This is a genomic window from Okeania sp. SIO3B5, from assembly GCF_010692555.1.
Classification (GTDB): Bacteria; Cyanobacteriota; Cyanobacteriia; order Cyanobacteriales; family Microcoleaceae; genus Okeania.
The window spans coordinates 1-17,284 of sequence record NZ_JAAHHG010000192.1 but is presented as its reverse complement, the minus strand read 5'-3'; the positions used below and the strand labels follow the sequence as shown (position 1 = coordinate 17,284).

Genomic DNA, 17,284 nt, shown 5'->3' with positions numbered 1-17,284 from the left:
TCATGTCCGGTTGAACAGTTATAAATAAACTATGAAGGAGTCAGGAGTCAGGAGTCAGGAGTCAGGAGGGAAGAAAGAAGAAGAAGGAGAAAGTTTTTTTATCACTAATTATCCGGACATGATATAATCATAGATAATAGAAGAAAAAGGTAGAAAAATCGGTAGTCCTGGTCGCGTAATGGTAACAAGAACAAGGGATGCCTGGAACAAAAGCAAGATGATCCCACTGTTCTCGTAACAAAAATAATGACACCAAAAAATTCTCCCATCTCCCTATTTCCCTATCTTTAACTATATAAATAGACATCTCCAATAATAAAAAATTAAATCAATTATGGTACATAAATTGTCAATTATTCCCCTCCCCTCCTGGGAGGGGCGAGGGGTGGGTTCCCTACTCCTGTACGGGCGAATCGCGATTCCCCCCTACTCCCTACTCCCTCTTTTATAGAGATGTCTAATAGATAGCTATCATATCATGTCCGGTAGCATCGGAGCGTGTATAAAATTAAGGTGACAATGAAAGAAAACCTTCTGCCTCCTGCCTCCTGCCTCCTGCCTTCGGACAACCATTGTCTAATTATTCAACCGGACATGATATCAAACGGGTTCTATAACCCACTACATTTATCACTAGCAGAAATAGTCGAACCTATCAATGGAGATGTTGCTCCTGTTAATTTAGTTAAAATCTCTATGGTTCGACTAATGGAAACTTTAACGCGAATATATTCATTGACCGTTTTTTCCCACTCTGAATCATTGGTGGGTAAAATCATGCCATAGGAAATACAGGTAAGTGGTCGATTTGGCTCTATTGAATATTGAGTTTCCTTTAATCCTTCCCGGAAAGCTTCTCCTTCTAACAAAATGCCGTCACTAGCAAAGGCATCTATTGTACCTGCAATAGCATCTTTAACAGCCGCAGCTCTGCCTGATGCTCCTGGATAAACCTTTCGATCTGCTAGTTGGTATCGACTCTCAATAAATTTTTGCGTGAGAGAATCTTTCAAAACTCCGATTAAAATTCCTTTCATAAATCCATTAGAATCGACTGTTATTCTTCTGTCTGGCTTCATCATTAAATATGTACCAGTGGTGAAGAAACTTTCGGAATAAATGACTCCTGTTGGTGGATTTTTTCTAATAGTATTAGGACCACATTCTAGATGGACTCGCTTATTAGCTACACTGCTATGACGACCTTGTTCTGAATCTTCATCTAGAATAGTTTCTAATTTTTCTATGTTAATAGTTTGGTTTAATTTTTTTTCTAAATCTTCCTTAAATTCATTCATTAATTCTATACAAATTCCTTCCCAGTTACTACTAGAAACATAACCAAAAGGAGCGGCATCTTTTCTCATTCCTACTTTCAGGACTCCAGTTTGTTGAATTTCTTGTAATACAGACTGTGACCGAGCAACCCCAGGATTAATTAAAGAAAATATAATACTAAATATGATAATAATTAGTTTGTTCTTCATGTTTTACCTCACATTAAAATCATTAATATCATTTCTGATATAATATTATGCAGTTTTCTTAAAGTTTATGAGACATTCAATAATTATACAAGGAAAGTAATAAATGTCAAGTTATTGATAAATAATAAAGTAAGCATTCAGCTATTAGCTGTCAGCTATCAGCAACAAGATTTTCTCATTAAAGACAGTGTTTAAATTAACAACTGACTTTAATGGCAAGGGAAGCAACTTTTGTAGTAAGACAATTAAATCTTGCTTTTATCCTAAACTAAAAGCAATAGCTGATAGCTGACTGCTGAATGCTTACATAATAACTAAAGTGGAATCAGAAATAAGTAATATCAAGTTTTCTTACTATTCATTATTAATTAATATAATTGGCAATAAACAAAAATAGTTAAAACGGATAAATTACAGTTATTTATTAGCTATAAATTCAATAATTATGATTAAAAAAATTAGCGATATTTCATATATATATGCCAGAAATTAGCAGGTTTTAGTGCATTGCTTAGTTTGTTGATTGAAACTACATAATAACAGTTTTTTTATCAATTTTTAGAAATTTTAAGAGGAAGACGCGCAGATAGATGGATGCGAGGATTTTCTTTACAGCGGTTTTCCTGCACGGTAGACCACAGGTAGTCCAGTAGGGTGTGTTAGCGCTAGCGTAACTGAGCGATGCCCCTTATGTAGTGCCTTTGCGTAAGTCCTGAATTATTAATAATTAATAATTAAATAATTCTGGTTTAAAGCCTCCCCTTTTAAGGGGAAAAAAGCGGTCGAGGGATGGCGAGGTCTCCTCGCTGTCCTCCAATCAACCAAGAGAAGAAATAATATCTTCTCATATTCAATTCCGTAACGGTTTTAACCAGAGGTAATTATCAATTATCAATTATCCATTATCCATTAATGAAAGCGGTTTTCATTTGAGTAGACCACAGTAGGGATGTCCCATGGAACATCCCTACAAGGTTTTGTTTGTGAAGATGTGGTTCATCAACTTGAAAAGCGCTGTAATGAATAGAGCGAGTAGATTGAATTAATTACTCAATTATCCAATCTCCGCGTCCCCGTGTCACCGCGTCTCCGTGTCAAATCTTAAAAACTTACCCTTGCAAAACCTCCCCATCTCCCCATCTCCCCATCTCCCCACACACCTTAATAACCAGAGTCTGGCGGTAAATTTGGTTGTTGCGATGCTTGCACTGCCAAGCGATCGCATCGTTCATTTTCTATATTGCCAGAATGACCACGCACCCAAGAAAATTCTACTTGATGTTGGTTACATAAATCTAATAATTTTTCCCATAGATCGGGATTCATTGCTTTATCTTTTTTATTCCGTTTCCAACCATTAGCTCGCCAGCGTTTTGCCCAACCTTTAGTAATAGCATCAACGATATATTTAGAGTCAGTATAAAGAGTCACATCACAAGCAGATTCTAGAGTTTGAAGTCCTAGTATTGCTGCCATCAATTCCATGCGGTTATTAGTAGTTAACTGATAACCTCCAGATAATTCTTGGCGCTGTTTATCGGTAATAATAACAACACCATACCCTCCAGGGCCAGGATTGCCACTACAAGCACCATCAGTATAGATAGTAACTTCTGGGATTTTTTCTGTCATTTTGATTCCTTTTTATTACAGTAGTTTTCTAGTCTTGGAGGTACAAAGTTTTATTGCTCTAGGGAATAGGGAACAGGAAATATAAGAATAGTCTTACAACTGTACCTCACCCTTCCTCAAAAGTTTTGTAAGTAATTTATTATCTCCTAGAATTTCTTATCTCCTGGGTTGACAATTATAAACTAGATATGTATCATTTGTGCGAGGAGTGATTCAATAATTATTAATTATTAATTATTAATTATTACCTCTCCTTTAAAACGGATAGGATTGACTCAAAGGAAAATTTTTTTTTATTATCCCCTTAAAATGGGAGGATTTAAACCACAATTTTTTGGTGAAAACTATGAAAAATATAGATTATTCTATAATTATTCCTATCTTCAACGAAGAAGAAATTATCCCTGAACTATGGCGACAGTTATTAGATGTTTTACAGCGAATTGATGGTAATAGCGAAGTAATTTTTATCAATGATGGTAGTGTAGATTCTTCCTTTGAACTGTTAAAAAAAATAAGTCAGCAACACTTAGAAGTAAAAATTATTAACCTTTCTAGAAATTTTGGGCATCAATGTGCTTTGTCTGCGGGAATAGATCATGCTGACGGAAAAGCTGTGATTTTAATGGATGGAGATTTGCAAGATTCTCCAGAAGCAATTATTAGTTTTTCACGACTTTGGCAACAGGGATATGATGTGGTTTATGCTATTAGAAAAAATCGTAAAGAAAAATTTTTGAAACGATTAGCATTTAAAAGTTTTTATTACATTCAAAGAAAGTTGTCAGGAATTATTACTCCCATGGATGCAGGTATCTTTTCATTAATGGATAGAAAAGTTATCTTAACTCTACGACAAATGCCAGAACGTAACAAATATTTAAGTGGTTTAAGAGCCTATGCCGGATTTAAACAAATAGGAGTTTATGTAGAACGTGGTCCTCGATATCGAGGTGAGCCTAAAGTTTCAGTTGCTAAGTTATTTAAGCTTGCTTTTGATGGCATATTTTCTTTTTCAACAATTCCCTTGAAAATGGCAACTATTTTAGGGTTAGTATCTGCAATTGTCTCTTTTATTATCGGGTTAATTGGTCTTTACGTTAAATTTGTTTTAGGGCAAGAATTTTTATCTTGGGCTTATGGTTTAACTACAACATTTTTTATGGGGGGAATACAACTGTTATCTCTAGGAATTATTGGAGAATATATTGGTCGTATTTATGATGAAGTTAGACAAAGACCGTATTATATTATTAGAGAAAAAATTGGCTTTGAGAAAATCAGTCCGGATGAAAGTTGAAATTTTAAATAGTTGGTTTAACAAGAATATTTCAGTTATTTACTAAAAACTCTGGTACAGAATTTTTTAGTATCTAGATAATAATTTATATTCAATATTCCCTTGCATTTGTCGCCGACGCGGGGGCGCACCGCTTCTCGCTTCTTCCTTCTTTCGTAGGGACGTTGCATGCAACGTCCCTACCATTTGTCGCAAACATTTATTACGCTTGGTATAACACCTTTGGAACGTAATTAGGATAATGAGAACAGAAAAAAAATCCCTAATTAACAAAAAAATCTTCAAGAATAATTTCCAACTTTTACATTGGATAAGTATAGTTTTAGTCATACTTCCAGCAGTTGTAATGGGAATATTAATTCTGACTTACAGCGTTAATATGCCTTATTGGGACCAATGGAATCTCATGCCTCAGTTATTCATAAAAATTTCCGAAAATTCCTTGTCCTGGCAAGACTTAATTGCTCAACATAATGAAAGTAGAAAGCTATTTCCACGACTAATATTTCTCGGACTGGCATATTTAACTAACTGGGATGTGAGATATGAAATGTTAGTAATATTTCTGTTAGCTTGTCTAGTTTCTGTTAATATTTATCGCCTCAATAGATTGACAGTAAATGCTAATTTATCAGGAAAGGCAGAGGGCAGGAGGCAGAAGGCAGAAGGGAATTCTGACTCCTACTCTCTTTCCTCTGCCTTCTACCCTCGTTCATTGACAACTTTGCTCATTGCTTTATTAGCAAATATCCTAATATTTTCTCCCATTCAATATGATAATTGGTTTTGGGGAATCCAATTAGTAGTTTTGATGCCGATCGCTTGTATTACTACAGCAATTTCAGTTGTCTACTCCCCCTTCAATACTAGATATAAATTTGTAATTTGTATGGTGCTTTGCATCATTAGTACTTTTTCCTATTCTAATGGAATGATAGCTTGGGTAATTGTCTTACCTGTACTAATATTAGTTACGGCAAAGTCAACGTCAGATTTACTGAAACAAAAATGGTTATTCTTAAGCTGGATAGCAGTTTTTATGGGCAATATAATTATCTATTTTTATGATTATCAAAAGCCTGAACTTAGCCCTAGTCTCATACCAGCATTTAGGAATCCAGAACAAACTTTACAGTTTTTCCTAGCCTTTTTGGGTTCTCCTTTGGGTTCTGGTGTTGAAATATCTCCTCTTACTTCTTCGATATTGATTGGTGGAGTAGAAATAGGAATATTTGGTTGTTTATTTCTTTACCAACTCAAACATATTAAAAATCTGCATCTTTTCCAGAGAACAATTGGTTGGATAATGATTGCTCTCTACTCAATAATTAGTGCTTTAATTACTTCTGTTGGTAGAGTTGGTTTTGGAGTAGAAAGTGCTTTATCTTCAAAGTATACAACATTTTCTATTTATTTGATCATCGCTATTATACATTTATTACCAATAATTTTTAGCCATATTTATAGTCAGAGTAATTCGAGAAAATCGCAAGTATGGCTCAATAAAATCACCGAAATATTTAGGTATAAAGCCTCTCCATTCATGGAGAAAAAAGCGGTAATTAGCGGAGCTTCCCTCGCCATATCCAATCGACCAAGAGAAGAAAAAAAATCCTTTGATTCAATCCTCTTATTTATAAGAAGAGGTAATTCTAAATTCTTAATTCTTAATTCTAAATTCTTGAAAGTAGCGATCGCCATAATTGGATTGATTATTTTACACTATCATTCATTTACTTATAGCGTGAAAGAAATTAAATCTAGCTATCAATTGCGTATGGAAGGAAAAACTTGTTTGTCATTTATTAATATCATTGAAAATAAATCTTGTGTTGAAGAAAATATTTTAGGAAGTTATGATTATGTTAAAGATTTAGCCAACAAACTTAACTACTTAGGTATGTTAAAACCTAATTTAGTTACCAGCAATAATATCGAAGCGATCGCGTCAGCGGACTGGAAGTCTATCGCTACTAAAAAACAGAAAGATAAAAATTATGGTTCATTAGATGGAATTATACCTTTAAATAGTTGGTATTTTGTCAATGGTTGGGCATTTTTACCAGATCGTAACGAGCCTGCCGATGCAATTATTTTAACCTATAAAAAAGAAGGAAGAGGGAAGAAGGAAGAAGGAAGAAGGAAGAAGGAAGAAGGAAGAGGGAAAAAGTGGATGGGGACTCAAACCACAACTAATGAAGAAGGAAGAAGGAAGAAGGAAGAAGGAAGAAGTGGATGGGGACTCAAACCCCAACTAATAAAGAAGGAAGAAGGAAGAAGGAAGAAGTGGATAGGTACTCAAACTCCAACTAATTATAAACACCCTGTAGATGGCGAGGTATTAAACCCAGAAGAAAAAGATTATTGGATAATTTTTGATGTTTTGATGTCTGCTAAAACTCAAAGAGAAAATTTAGTTCAACTATTCAATAATACGGCATACCTGAATGCAGGTTGGGAACAAACAATTTCTGGTAAATTATTACCAAAAGGTAAGTTGAAAATTGCAGCTTGGGCATTTGATGCTAAATTAGGTAAAGCTTATAAATTAGATACAAATCACTTAATTACAAAAAATTAGACTTCTGATAAACACCCTGTAGATGGCGGGGTATTAAACCCAGATTATTTTCTTCTTTCTTACCTTCTGAATTGCATAATTCTGAATTCTGAGTAGTTTATTTATAACTGTTTTGAAAAAAGAATGTTACGAATAATAAGTGCAATAAAAAAAAATTGCAGGAAATATCCCTTTGATAAAAAAGATAATTTATGACCTAAAAACTGGTATTAAATCTATTCATTCTGACTCCTGACTCCTGACTCCTGACTCCTAAAAAGTACCCTAGCTATTTGTAGCAAACATTTATCAAATTGATATTACTTCAAATTGGCAGAATCTTCCACAGCCAAAAATTGCCATATTCGGAGGATATAAATTTTATAAATTCATCGACACTCACTTCTAAATCTAGGTTTTGCATATCAACAATAGTTTGATAAATTGACTCAAATAAAATTCGTTGTTCTGAATTTAAAATAATTAAATCTCCCCTGGGCGAACTCTTAAAATTATCTAGTTGCTGACGACTTTTTCTGCCTGTAATTGGATAATCTGTTTCATCTCGACAAAGCTTAAATTGTAGTAACGGGTGGTAGCTCATTAGTTCATTATAATTTCTCATCCGAGCAAAAAATTTAGACCCTCCTTCATGTAGAAAAGCAATTACACATTGATGTTGTTCGATTTTGATAACTAAATGTTCTGGAGTCACCCGTTTTCCTAAATTTAAAACTTCTATCTCTAACTTATCCCAACTGTCTTTAAAAAACCTAATAATCGTTTCGAGTTTACCAACATCATCTAAATCAGTTAATATTTGATGCTCCATAAACTTAGATTTTAGCTTTACTTTCTGTCGGTCAAAATATTGCTGTATAATATCCCTTGGAGAAATTAAAATAGGCTCATCAAGTACAACTTCATCTTTCACTAAAGCTTCTGATTGTTCTGAAATAACCTCTAAGAATTTGTTGAGTACTTCTACTAAAGATTGCCCTCTAGTCGATGGGTTTAAAGGTCGATCATTGTTAGTAACTATTGCCTCAAATATCAAATTTCCTAAAGAATTGATTACAGCAATCTCCTTGAGCAGGGGATTTCCTTCAGTATCAACTACTAGATAATCTTTAAACATTTATATCATGTTCGGATAATCAGTTATAAAAAACCTTCTGCCTTTTAACCTTGCTCTCTCCCTTCTGCCTTCTGCCCTCTGCCTCCTGCCTTCGATCCACAGATATTATAAGTATTCAACCGAACATGATATTAGGTATTGGGAAATAGGGTGTAGGAGAGTAGACAACGCCACTTTTTGTCTAAATCTAGAAGTGAATATATGGTTCAAAAATCTAAGATTTTCGGCATTTCGAGGGGTAGAAAATCACTTTTACAATTCTTCTGACTACTTCTTCTATAATTCCCATTCCTCCTGACTTCACCGATTCTGTATTCTGGATTCTACCCCTACCACAAACCCTAATTAAAACATCGGGAGAGCGATCGTAAAGGTTGTGCCTTGTCCCACTGTCGAATCGCAGGTAATCATACCGCCGTGTTTTTCCACCACAATTTGATAGGCGATCGCCATTCCTAACCCTGTTCCTTTGCCCACTCCTTTAGTTGTAAATCCTTGCTCGAATATTCTGGAGCGAACTTTTTCACTCATTCCTGGACCATTATCCCTAATTTCTACTACCGCCATGTTTTTTTCGATACTTAATTTTGTACTAATAGTAATGCAATTATTATTGCTTTCAATGTCTTCATCTAATGCGTCTATTCCATTAGCAATAATATTCATAAATACTTGATTTAATTGCCCTGGATAACACTGGATATTCGGTAAATCTCCATAATCTTTAATTACTTCAATCCCCGGACGATGTTCGTTAGCTTTGAGACGATATTTCAAGATTAAGAGAGTGCTATCAAGACCATTATGCAAATTAAATTCGCTTTTAGTCTCGGTATCCTTGCGAGAAAAGGTACGCAAGGAGATGCTAATTTCACCAATGCGCTTAATTCCTGTTTCCATAGATGCAATTGTTTTAGGTAAATCTTCCATCAGAAAATCAAGTTCCATCTCCTCCATTTCATCAGTCAGCTCGGCACTAGGGTGCGGTAATTCTTCCTGATACCTCTTAATAATGGTAAACAGATCGGCAAGATACTCTTGGATAATATTGATATTGCCACCCATAAAACCCAGAGGGTTATTAATTTCGTGAGCAACTCCCGCCATCAAATTTCCTAATGTTGCCATTTTTTCTGTTTGTACCAGTTGTAACTGTGCTTGTTGCAAGTCGGCCAGTGCTTGTTGTGCTTGTTGGTACAATTGGGCATTTTCCAGGGAAATTGCTGCCTGAGAACAAAGCAAATTTAGCACTTCCACCCGTTCGCTGGTAAATGCTCTCGTGCATTGATTATTTTCTAGGTAGAGAATGCCGATGAGTTGACCGCGAGCTATTAAGGGGAGACAGAAAATTGATTGAGGTTGATATTTTTGGATATAAGCATCGCCAGCATAAGTATTGTTGTGACTAGCGTTATCAATAACTAAAGGGTTTTGGCTGCGCTTGACTTGGTTGACAACACTCAAAGGTACTGCATGAGTGGTTGGCACAGTCAGAGGGGTCAGGGTGGAAACTTCTTCGCCAGTAACCAGAGCTGTCAGTATTAATTCTTGTTCAGTAAACAGCATCAAAGCCACGGTTTCAGCACCAGCACTTTCTCTGACTACTTGCATTAAATTAGCTATTGCTCCGTCTAAGGAGATATCTTCTGAGAGGGTGCGGGATGCTTTCATTAGGGTAGCTAAGTCTAATATTTCTCCTGTACCTGTAGTTGTTTTGGAAATTGTGCCTTCAGTTAAAGTAGCAAAAGTATAACTGGAGAGGGAGTTAGGGAACTGCCTTTCGAGAATGGGTATGAGGAGGAGAGGATAGCGTTTTTCTAAATCTTCTACCTTGGCTTTTGCTCCCCAACGAGCGTAGCAGTAGTAAGCCTCTTGCATATATCCAGCAGCTACTTTTTCTTTTCCCAATTCCAGATAAAATTTAGCTGCAAGTTCGTTGGCGATGGCTTCTTCTTGGATGTATTCGTTTTCTTTGGCTCCAGAAATAGCTTTGTCATATAGTTCGCTCGCCTGCCATTTTTCTCCTAACACTCGTGCTTTTTCTGCTTCTACTAAATCGTATTTATGTTGATAGTTCATTGGTCCAATATTTGCCCAATTCTCGATCTTTTTCTGATTACATTCAACTCTAGCAAGATACTTTTTTTGCTCTCCTGGAGAAACATGAGGAAATAATGCTAAGAATACTAAAGAAGAGTAAAAAGTGTATACAGGAACCTGAATTTGTCCGGGACAGCCAATTTCGTATTTTTGAGCTGCATTAACATTACTGATGGCATCATCGTAGTTGCCAAACAAATACAAGAGCATAATTTGACTCAGGTAAAAAGAAAAGATAGACATTTCGTTATTCGTTGCTAATAGTTTTGGCAAATCACGGTTTTGGTTAAAGCGATCGCCATGCAAGCACATTTTATCAAGAGCTAACCCTCTTAAATTTGAACCAAATTGCCACCAAATCTTGATGTAGTTCCGAGAAAAGTTCTGTTTGAATTTAGTCATTAATTCAACATATTCAGTATGCTTTTCCTCCACTTGTTCTAGTGGTTCTCCAACAAAAATAGAGGTGACACTACAGTGAATACTACAATAACCTGCATATTCCAAATCTCCTGTTTCTAAACCGCTACAAATACCTTCGATCAGACCTTCTATGATATCTCGTTGGTGTTCTTTCCAATGTCTGGAAAAAGAGTTGATTTGCTGGTAAACTTTGGCTTTTAGTTCTTTGGCATTAAATCTTTCTACAACTTTTAAAGCCAGTTGACCAAAATCATAAGCTCCCTCAAAATCTACCATTTCTCCACACAGAATAACTGTGAAAAAACTATATGCATAAGCTGCCCAATAAGAGTTACCATATTTGACACAGAGATTGACCATCGTGTAGGAAATAATTGGCAAAAGTGTCGGTTTAGTAATGTAAGCTGGAGCAGTTACAGCAATTAAAATTCGCAAAGCAGCGAGCTTGTATGGATCGGTCATTTCTGGCAGCGAAGCGAGATCTTCTATTGTCTTCCCTTGGAGATTGATTTTTGTCCGCAACTGTTGGATGAAATTCTGAAATTTACCTGGGTTTTCTGGTATCGAAACTCCGAGAATTTGCAAAATCTCCAGTGCTGTCTCTATCGCTTCCAGCATCCTATTTTGGGCGATATAAGACAACATTTTAGTTTCATAAACAGGCACTTGTTCAATTACATTTTCAGCTTTTTCCATCACTAGATCACACAAATTTTCGGAGCGCTCAAAGTTGAGATTGAGATATTCTGCTGCGGCTAATTCGACATAAACTGCTAAGGTTAAATCGTAGTTATTGCTCCAACCTTCTTTTCCAACTAAATTTTTCCCCAGAGTTAAATAGCTAACGGCTGCTTCGTAAGCTGTTGCTGCTTTAGCTTTGCGCCCTGCTATTAGGTTCAAATTTGCTAATTCATCTGCCACTTTTCGATCGCTAATTAACTCGACTCCATAATTTAACTGGTTGACAATATCAAAAATTTTGTCTTCTCGTTGTTCTTCAGGGATATTATTCAATAATAATTGTCCGATTTGGAAATGTGTTTCTCGTTTGCGGTCTTCGGGAATCAGTAAATAAGCAGCTTGTTGAACGCGATCGTGTAAAAATTTATAGCCTACTGAAATATCCTCAACAGATGCTTTTTCTTCCTGAGTAACTCCTTGAAAAAATTTATAAATCTGGCTCAAGGGCAACACCAATCCCTCTTGCAATGCCCCCCACAAACTATTTGCCACCTCTAGCTCAGACAGTTCGCTCACCACTGCCAAGGTTGACAAATCAAACTGATTTCCGATACAAGCAGCTAACTTCAATATTTCCCGAGCTGCCTCTGGTAACTTGTGCAACCTTGTCGCCATGAACTCTACTACATCATCTGTCAGTGCCAAAGAACGCACCTCTGTCATATTGCACTGCCAATAACCTACATCAAAATTAAAACTAATCCACCCATCTTTGTATAATCCCTTCAGAAACTGAGTAGCAAAAAACGGATTTCCCTTAGTCTTTCTATAGACTAATTCACTTAAAGGCAAGGCCATTTCTAAATTACAACTGAGAGTATCTGCTACTAAATTATTGAGATCGGCTTTGCTTAAAGGAGCAAGAGTTATGGTGTTGAGAGTAGCTCCCGACTTAACAATTTCATCCAGTGTCAGCATCAACGGATGGGCGGGAAACACTTCATTATCCCGATAAGCTCCCAACAAGAGCAAATAACCAGTATCCCCAGGACTCATCAATAGTTGCATCAATTTCAGCGATGCTAAATCTGCCCACTGCAAGTCATCAATGAATATTACTAGGGGATGGTTTTGGGTTGCAAATACCTGAATAAATTTTTGAAACAACATATTAAACCGATTTTGGGCAGCACTTCCTGATAATTCCGGAACGGATGGTTGCTTGCCAATAATTTTTTCTAACTCCGGAATCACCTCAATAATAACTTGCCCATTCTCCCCTACAGCATCAAGTATTTTGTTTTTCCACTCCTCCAGTTGAGCATCGCTCTCACTCAACAGTTGCTCCATCAAGTCTCGAAACCCTTGCACAAAAGCAGAGAAAGGAATATTCCGATTAAACTGGTCAAATTTACCTTTAATGAAATACCCGCGCTGCCGGACAATGGGTTTATGCACTTCATTGACAACAACAGTTTTACCAATCCCAGAAAATCCAGCCACTAGCATCATTTCTGCTTTACCTCCCGAAGATATCCCCCTCCCGTCCCCCTTTGTAAGGGGGAAGCCAGAGGATGCTGCGCTTTTGCTTTGATGGGGGGTTTGGGGAGGATGAGCTACCCGCTCGAAAGCATCCAGTAAAGTTTGTACTTCTGCTTCTCGTCCATAGAGTTTTTCCGGGATGAGGAAGCGATCGCTAATATCCCGTTCTCCCAACTCAAAATTCTCTATTTTTCCCTTCTGGTTCCATTCCTGTCGGCATTTTTCCAAATCATATTTTAAACCCAAAGCACTCTGATACCGATCTTCGGCATTTTTCGCCATCAACTTCATTATAATCTCGATTAGCATTTGAGGTATTTGTGTTTCACAAACCCGGTTCCTTTCTTCACTATTCCCTGTCCCCTCTTCCCTACTCCCTACTCCCTGCTGCCTACTCCCTAATTTCGGCATTTTCGCCAAATGACAATGTACTAATTCCATGGGATCAGTTGTCTCAAATGGTAATCTTCCATTTAACATCTCAAAAAATGTCACCCCCAGCGAATAAAAGTCACTGCGATAATCTATGCCTCGATTCATCCTGCCTGTTTGCTCTGGGGAAATATAAGCTAAAGTTCCTTCTAATACATTGAGTGTTTGAATCGTTTGAGTTTCCTTTGGCAACAGAGTAGAAATACTAAAGTCAATGATTTTTATTTGTTGAGTTTCGGGATTAATTAGTATATTTGCAGGTTTAATATCTTTATGAATAATTCGGTTTTGATGTAATTGATAGACAATTTGTGCTATCTCAATGGCTATATCTAAAAATTGGGATATTTCTTTTGTATGAGGTGACAAATTTTGATAATATTCACCCAAAGAAATGCCGCCAAAATCTGGCATAATTAAGGCATAGCCATTCTGATAACTAGAGAGAGCTAATGGTTTAACAATACCTTCAACAGACAGATTGCTAGCAATGGTGTATTGGTTGCGAAACTGGACTAATTCATGAAAGGAAGGAAACTGATTGTGCATCAGTTTAATCACCACTGGTTGAGCATCTGCTTTAGCCACTGCGCGATAGACAACAGTGCGCTCGCTCTCATGTATTAAGTCACTGATTTCGTAATCACTTAAGGGTGTAATAGTTAAGTTCATGGCCAGTTATGCCCAACACTTTTTGATAGTTTTCTCTAATTCCAATTTTAAAGGTAAAATTTGAATGACTTGTGAATTATCTCACTATTTTAATTAAGGTTTGCTGAAAAAGTCTTATGGGTGAGGGTAGGAGACAACCCACCCCTAACCCCTCCCAGGAGGGGGAGACAGGAGACAGGAGAAATGGGTACTTAGAGGAAGTAGGAGCTAAGTTTTGTAAGAATAATTTTTCTGCCCAACTATGCGCCTAGAATACTAACTTTTTCAGTATTAAGAGCTGAAAACTAGGCACTTTTTAAAGGCCCCTAAAAGGCTAAAGTCTTTATATGTCAATGCTTTGATATTTAATCAGCAAGCCCTATATAAAGAAGGAATAAAGAGAAAAAAACACTGAAAAAATAGTATATGTTGTAGCTTTACCAGAACAATTCTGATCGTAAGCATTCAGCAGTCAACCAGCCTCCTACCGGAGGAACTGCGGACTTCAGCTAGCCTCCTCCGGAGGAACTGCGGACTTCAGCTATTGCTTTTAGTTTAGGATAAAAGCTTGATTAATTGTCTTACTACAAAAGTTGCTTCCCTTGCCCTTAAAATCTATTTTAATCTAAACACTGTCCTTAAGGAGAAAATCTTGTTGCTGTTAACGCAGCAGTCCGCAGGTAATGCTTACTTCTTAGCTTTAATTTAAATGTAAAGTAATAATGAATTTTGTACCTTGGCCCAATGCTGAGATACAATCAATTGCACCCCCATGTTTTTCTTGAATAATATCGTGTCCGGTAGCATCGGAGCGTGTATAAAATCAAGGTGACACTCTTGAGAAAACCTTCTGCCTCCTGCCTCCAGCATAGCTGCCTTCGGACCACCAAAGTCTAATTATTCAACCGGATATGATATAATTTGCTGGGATATTGCCATTCCTAATTCTGTTCCTTTGCCTACTCCTTTAGTTGTAAATCCCTGGTAGAACACCCTGGAGTGCACTTTTTCGCTTATTCCTGGACCATTATCAGCAATTTCTACTATGGCACTCTTTTTACTTGCTGAAAATCCTAGATTTTTGAACCATTACCACCTAAAAACTAGCATTTTATTAGTACCTAAAAAGGCTAAAACATTTATCTGTAAAGAGTTTGAGATTTAATCAGCAAACCCTAGTTAGTAATTATGGTAATTATATATAAGTATATAATACCTCTCTATGTAATTCTGAGGCTGTGTTATGAATCACTAATGCCACTACGCGTAAGTCAAAACTCAAAAGTATTGATTGGTAAAACTTTTAGTTTTTTTTAAACTGGTTAATTATTTCTGCCATCCTGCACTAGGCAAGTTATTTCAGTTATCAGTTATCAGTTGTCATTGATTTTATATCGAATCCGCTGAATTCGGGATACAAAAAATGTTCATTTCACGAGCGCCATTGCCAAATCTTTCTAGATCTCCCCATCTCCCTAAACTCCCTCACTCCCCAAACTCAATAGCCAAGTTGATTTTTTCTATCTATGGGAATGGCGATCATAAATTTCGTACCTTTACCTAATTCTGATGTATAGGTAATTGTCCCCTCATGTTTTTCTGTAATGATTTGTTTAGCGATCGCCAAGCCCAAACCCGCTCCTTTTCCAGTTGATTTCGTCGTAAAAAATTGATCGAATATTTGTGGTTGTATAGTCTCCGATATGCCAATGCCATTATCTGAAATATGAATGCAAACTAAGTTTTCGCGATCGACGACTTCAAAGGCAGTAGAAATAACTATTTGTGGGTATTCAAGCATTGCCTCTCCTTCTGGTTCGTGATTTGAGTATTTTTCATCGATCGCCTCAATTGCATTCATTAGTAAGTTCATAAAAACTTGATTCAATTGAGCAGGGTTACAATAAACTAACGGCAATTCTTCGTAATTTTTCACGACTTTTACTGCTTTTCTATTATAGTTCCTTTGTAAGTGATAAGATAATAACATCACAGTATTTGTCAAACCCTCATGCAGATCGAATAATTTCCATTCGGCTTCATCTAACTTGGCAAAAGAACGCAAAGACACTACAATGCTTTTGATGCGTTCTGTTCCTAACTTCATTGATTCGAGCAATTGGAAATAATCTTGTTTGAGAAAGGATAAATCTATTTCTTCTCGCCAATCTTTGATCTCCTGAGAAGGAGTTGGAAATTGAGCCTCGTATAATTCTAAGAGATGGATAAGTTCTTCATGATATTGTGCAGCATGATTGATATTTGTATAGATAAAAGTTATTGGATTATTAATCTCATGAGCAATCCGAGTAACTAATTCTCCTAACATAGATAGTTTTGATTCTTGGATTAATTGCACTTGTGCTTTTTTGAGGTTAATGTGAACTTTAATTCGTGCTAAAAGTTCAGCTTGATCGAAAGGTTTAGTAATATAATCCACTCCTCCGAGTTCTAAACCTTTAACCTTATTAACAGTATCTGAAAGTGCCGTGAGAAAAATAACTGGAATATGGCTAGTATTCCGGTCTGCTTTGAGACGGCGACAAGTTTCAAACCCATCAATACCGGGCATTAAAATATCCAGTAAAATTAAATCTGGCTGATAATGTTGCAGGCTTTTGAGTGCCATTTCTCCATCTCTGGCGGTAGAAACAGCATATCCCGCATTGCATAATGTTTCGCTAATCACTTTCAAATTGGCGGGGAGATCATCAACGGCTAATATTTGTCCTTTATTTGAAATCATTATTAGTTTTTAGGGTAATTAACAGCTTGACATAATCATAGATTATACCAATTTGATAAATGTTTGCTACAAATAGTTAGGGTACTTATTATAATTTCCTAGGTCATGCTCCGCAAACAGAATTTAGAGCTTAGAATGCAGAATGGATAGATTTAATACCATTTTTGATATTGCAAATTCCCTTTTTCGTCAAACATACTTTATCTGAAAGTGTTTTTATGATGCTTATTATTCGTAACATTCTTTTTTCAAAATGGTATTATCCAGTATAACCTATGATTATCTATATCAGGACTTACGCAAAAACGCTGTATATAGGGCTTGCTGATTAAATCTCAAAGTTTTTACAGATAAAGGTTTTAGCCTTTTTAAGTAGGGTTTGCTGAAAAAGTCTGATGGTGATGATAGGGAACAGGGAACACTTAACTGGGAACAGTTTAGACTATCTGCTACGGCCAAATTTTCGGCATTTCAGGGGAAAAGTATTAGCATTTTGAGGCTACAACAGCCAAAAACCTTGCACCCCCTCAGTAATATTTAACCCTGGAAGCCTTTACAGGTATTGATTACAATTTTATTCAGCAAGCCCTAA

The 17,284-nt window shown here is 36.4% G+C and carries 8 protein-coding genes; 2 read left to right on the top strand and 6 right to left on the bottom strand.

Annotated elements, in window-relative coordinates:
* Positions 1-611: 611 nt before the first annotated feature.
* Positions 612-1,487, bottom strand: coding sequence for a transporter substrate-binding domain-containing protein (locus F6K54_RS22930; protein ID WP_293082382.1), 876 nt, complete (start codon positions 1,485-1,487; stop codon positions 612-614).
* Between the two features lie 1,161 nt (positions 1,488-2,648).
* Entirely contained in the window at positions 2,649-3,119 is a 471-nt protein-coding gene (gene rnhA, locus F6K54_RS22925) for a ribonuclease HI (protein ID WP_293082381.1), read from the bottom strand.
* 346 nt (positions 3,120-3,465) lie between these two features.
* Between rnhA and F6K54_RS22920 the strand changes: the two genes are divergently transcribed.
* Positions 3,466-4,419: a glycosyltransferase family 2 protein gene (locus tag F6K54_RS22920; RefSeq protein WP_293082380.1), complete on the top strand. Its 954-nt coding sequence runs from the start codon at positions 3,466-3,468 to the stop codon at positions 4,417-4,419.
* 241 nt (positions 4,420-4,660) lie between these two features.
* Complete coding sequence (locus F6K54_RS22915; protein WP_293082379.1) at positions 4,661-7,000, top strand: hypothetical protein; 2,340 nt, start codon at positions 4,661-4,663, stop codon at positions 6,998-7,000.
* Positions 7,001-7,304: 304 nt separating this feature from the next.
* Here F6K54_RS22915 and F6K54_RS22910 read toward each other — a convergent pair whose 3' ends face one another.
* From F6K54_RS22910 to F6K54_RS22895, 4 genes are all read right to left on the bottom strand, one after another.
* Entirely contained in the window at positions 7,305-8,117 is an 813-nt protein-coding gene (locus tag F6K54_RS22910; protein ID WP_293082378.1) for a hypothetical protein, read from the bottom strand.
* A gap of 345 nt (positions 8,118-8,462) precedes the next feature.
* The gene (locus F6K54_RS22905) at positions 8,463-13,967 is read right to left on the bottom strand and encodes an ATP-binding sensor histidine kinase (RefSeq protein WP_293082377.1); all 5,505 of its coding nucleotides are present in this window, start codon (positions 13,965-13,967) and stop codon (positions 8,463-8,465) included.
* An 876-nt stretch (positions 13,968-14,843) separates the two neighbouring features.
* On the bottom strand, positions 14,844-14,993 hold the full coding sequence (locus F6K54_RS22900; protein WP_293082383.1) for an ATP-binding protein: 150 nt from the start codon (positions 14,991-14,993) through the stop codon (positions 14,844-14,846).
* A 451-nt stretch (positions 14,994-15,444) separates the two neighbouring features.
* Positions 15,445-16,692 (bottom strand): sensor histidine kinase, encoded by a 1,248-nt coding sequence (locus F6K54_RS22895; protein WP_293082376.1) that lies wholly within the window; start codon positions 16,690-16,692, stop codon positions 15,445-15,447.
* Positions 16,693-17,284 lie beyond the last annotated feature (592 nt).